Origin of the sequence: Bradyrhizobium sp. (assembly GCF_016462955.1) — a bacterium.
Taxonomy (GTDB): domain Bacteria; phylum Pseudomonadota; class Alphaproteobacteria; order Rhizobiales; family Xanthobacteraceae; genus Bradyrhizobium.
In genome coordinates, this window is sequence record NZ_JAEMSD010000662.1 from 1 (window position 1) to 3,111 (window position 3,111).

A 3,111-nucleotide genomic window follows, 5' to 3' on the forward strand; every position below is an offset into this window, starting at 1 on the left:
TCCTGGAAGCGCGCGATCAGCGGCTTTTCGACCGGAGGCGTTTCGACCATCGCAGGCTGCAACGGCGGAGCCGCAAGCTCCGGCGGAACCTGTTCGATCTCCGGCGCTCGCAAGGCCGGTTGAGCCGGCGAGGGTTCCGGCGGTCGCGTGCGCTGCGGAGTTCTCGCTGCATCCGGCGCCGGAATGCGCTGCGGACGGGCGGGCGCCGGCGCCGGTGCGATCGCGCCGGTGAACAGCAGCTCGGCCGCGACGAACCAGCTCGACGCCGCGATCGTCCCGAAGATGAATCCGATCATCGCGAACAGGCTCATGGCCGGCGGGAACGAGCGCCGCTGCGGCACGGTCGCCTCGCCGATGACGCGCGCCGCCGACGTGTTCAGGCTCTCCTGTTCCTCGGTCTCGCGGGAGCGCTTGAGGAAGGACTGGTAGACGTCGCGGCTGGCGTCGGCCTCGCGCTCGAGCTCGCGCAGGCGCACGGCGGCCTGGCTGAGCTGGACGCTCTGCCGCTTCTGCGCTTCCAGCGCCCGGTTGAGCGAGGCCTCGTAGTCGCGGGCGCGCGTCAAATCGTTCTTGGCGGACTGGGCGAAGCGGTCGATCTCTTCGTTGATGGTTCGCTTGAGGTCTTCGACCTGCTTCTCGGTCTGACGCAGCGCCGGATGGCGCGGCCCGAGCTCGCTGGCCTGTTCCGCATATTTCTTGCGGGCGTCGGCATATTGCGCCCGCAGATTCGCGATGGTCGGCGATTGCAGCGCCTCCGGGATCGCGCCGGCATCGGCCGCGGTGCGGCGGGTCGCCTCGATCTGGTCGAGCCGTGCCTGCGCATCCATCGTTGCCGCCCGTGCCGCGGAAAGCCGCTGGTTGCTGGCCGAGAGCTGCTGATCGCTGATCAGCGCATCCTGGGTGCCGACGAAATTGTTCTGGGCCTTGTAGGTGGCAAGCGCGGTCTCGGCATTGCGCAGCCGGTCGCGCAGCTCCTTTAGCCGGCCGGAAAGATCGTTGGTCGCGCGCCGCGCGGCCGAGGCTTGCGAGTTGCGGGACTCGGCGAGGTAGGCACTGGTCAGCGTGTTGGCCAGCATGGCCGCCTTGGCGGGATCCGTCGACCAGACCTCGACGTCGACGATGAAGCTCTTCTCGGTCTTGCGAACGGTGATGTGCTTGTTGAGCGCCTCGAGCGCTGCAAGCTGCACTTCCTTCGTCTCCGCGGCGGAGGGCGCACGGGGCTGCAGGCCGACCAGGCCGAGCAGAGACGACATCAGGCTGCGGCTGTCGCCGCCGCCGAATTCCGGATCCTTGTCGAGCCCGGCCTGCTGGATCACGTTCAGCAGCACGCTGTTGGAGGTGATCAGGCGTGCCTGGCTCTCCACCACCATGGACATGCCGGAGATGTCCTGGGCGCGCGGCGTGAGTTCGCGATCGACCAGCTGAAGCTCGCGCGGATCGACATAGAGCTGGGCGGTCGCGGTGTAGCGCGGCGTTATGCTCTTGCCGACGACGACTGCAAGCGTCGCGCCGAGCAAAGCGGCCGCGGCAATCGCTACCTTTCGCCGCCAGAGGATATTGATGAGCTCCAGCACGTTGAAGCCGGCCTGAGGCTTCCCCTGCGAGGCCTCCGGTGCGGCTCGATCGATCGGCTGGTTGTAGTCAAGCATGATCCCCAGCTTTCATTCCAATTGTCGCGGGCTGAGGGGTTACTCTTCGCTTTACGCCACGCACCCGGGATGTAGGTGCCCAATCAACGCAACAGGGAAAATTAACCATACCCATTGCGGGACTATTCACCGAAATGGCAAACAAAGCGTTTAAGCGAATGCCGCCGTTCGGAGCATCGCCGGGACGCCGGGATCCCCGAGAGATTAACGGTTCGTTACCGCCCGCAGCACGCCCGCGAAGCGTCGCTCGTCGTGCGATCGGCTGCGCGTGCATGGCCGTCAGCTCTTCCGCAGGATGACGTGATAGTCGCCGCGGCGGACGTCCGTGCCGCGCGGGAGCACGGCGTTCAGCAATGCGGCGCCGGCATCGACCAGGGCCGCGAACAGCGGCTTCCGCCGGCGCATCTCGGGATAGCGCGGACTCTCGACTTCACGACGATAGATCATTTCGAGGCCGTTGGCGGCTGCGAAGGCTTCGAGCCGGGGCAGCGTCACCAGCGGGTGGAAGAAAGTCGGGAATGGCGGCTCGCCGGGCAAGCCGGCATCCTTGATTCCGCGGATGTGCCGGTAGAACCAGACATGAAACCAGTGCGGCGAATATTTGGTGACGACCCCGGAGAGCGAGCGTGGATTGGGCGCGCCGATCAGGATCATCCCCCCGCGCTTGAGCGCGTCGCGGAAGTTCAGCAACGCGGTGTCGACGTGCGGCAGATGCTCGATCACGTTGTAGCAGATCACGAGATCGAAGGTCTCGCCGCCGAAGCGGTAGGTCTGGACGTCGCCCAGGATCGCCTCGTCGGCATAAGTGTTGTTGCGGACCTGGTCCTCGTCGATATCGACGACGGTGACCTTGCTCCGGCTCAGCAATTCCGGTGGCAGGACGCTGCATGAGCCGCCGCCGGCTTCATAGATCGCGAGCCGGCCCTGCGGCAGCTCGCGGCACAGCACGTCATGGACGGCGAGCAGGCTGTCGCGGGCTTCGCCGGGGACAAGATCATGAAGCGCCTGGGTCGGTGCAGTGGCCGCGGGAATCCGGATCGCCGTGGCTGTCGCGAAATCGATCGTAGCTGGCTTGTTCATTTTCTCTGACCGCGCTTGTTCTAATCAAATTTACAGGAAAGGACGTGCCAGCCCGAAGAGCAAATCCGATGCCGCACGTGCCCACCGGTTGCAGTGCTTACGGTCCGGTTAACGCTCATGTGCGTTAACTACGGCATTGTTCATGGTGGGCGCCGCTGCGCGCATGGACTGCGAATTGCAGTATCACACGCGCATGACTTCGCGGGATAAACGGACGAAAGCGGTTAAGCGGTTCATGTTGCTCCAGGGCGGACGTCAAGGCCGGCGCGAGAGGTGAGCTTGTGACCTCCAACCGGCCGTTCATTTTGGGACGCATGTGTCCCGCGGTGATGACCCGTTGCAGGACGTGAGATCGAGGCAGGGCTTTTTCAACATATCTCGG

At 65.1% G+C, this 3,111-nt stretch carries 2 protein-coding genes; both read right to left on the reverse strand.

The window, feature by feature from the left end:
* Positions 1-1,649, reverse strand: a 1,649-nt coding sequence (locus JHD07_RS36475) for a Wzz/FepE/Etk N-terminal domain-containing protein (RefSeq protein WP_291631000.1), incomplete at its 3' end; no start/stop codon positions are given.
* Positions 1,650-1,928: 279 nt separating this feature from the next.
* Entirely contained in the window at positions 1,929-2,729 is an 801-nt protein-coding gene (locus JHD07_RS36480) for a methyltransferase (RefSeq protein ID WP_291631002.1), read from the reverse strand.
* Positions 2,730-3,111 lie beyond the last annotated feature (382 nt).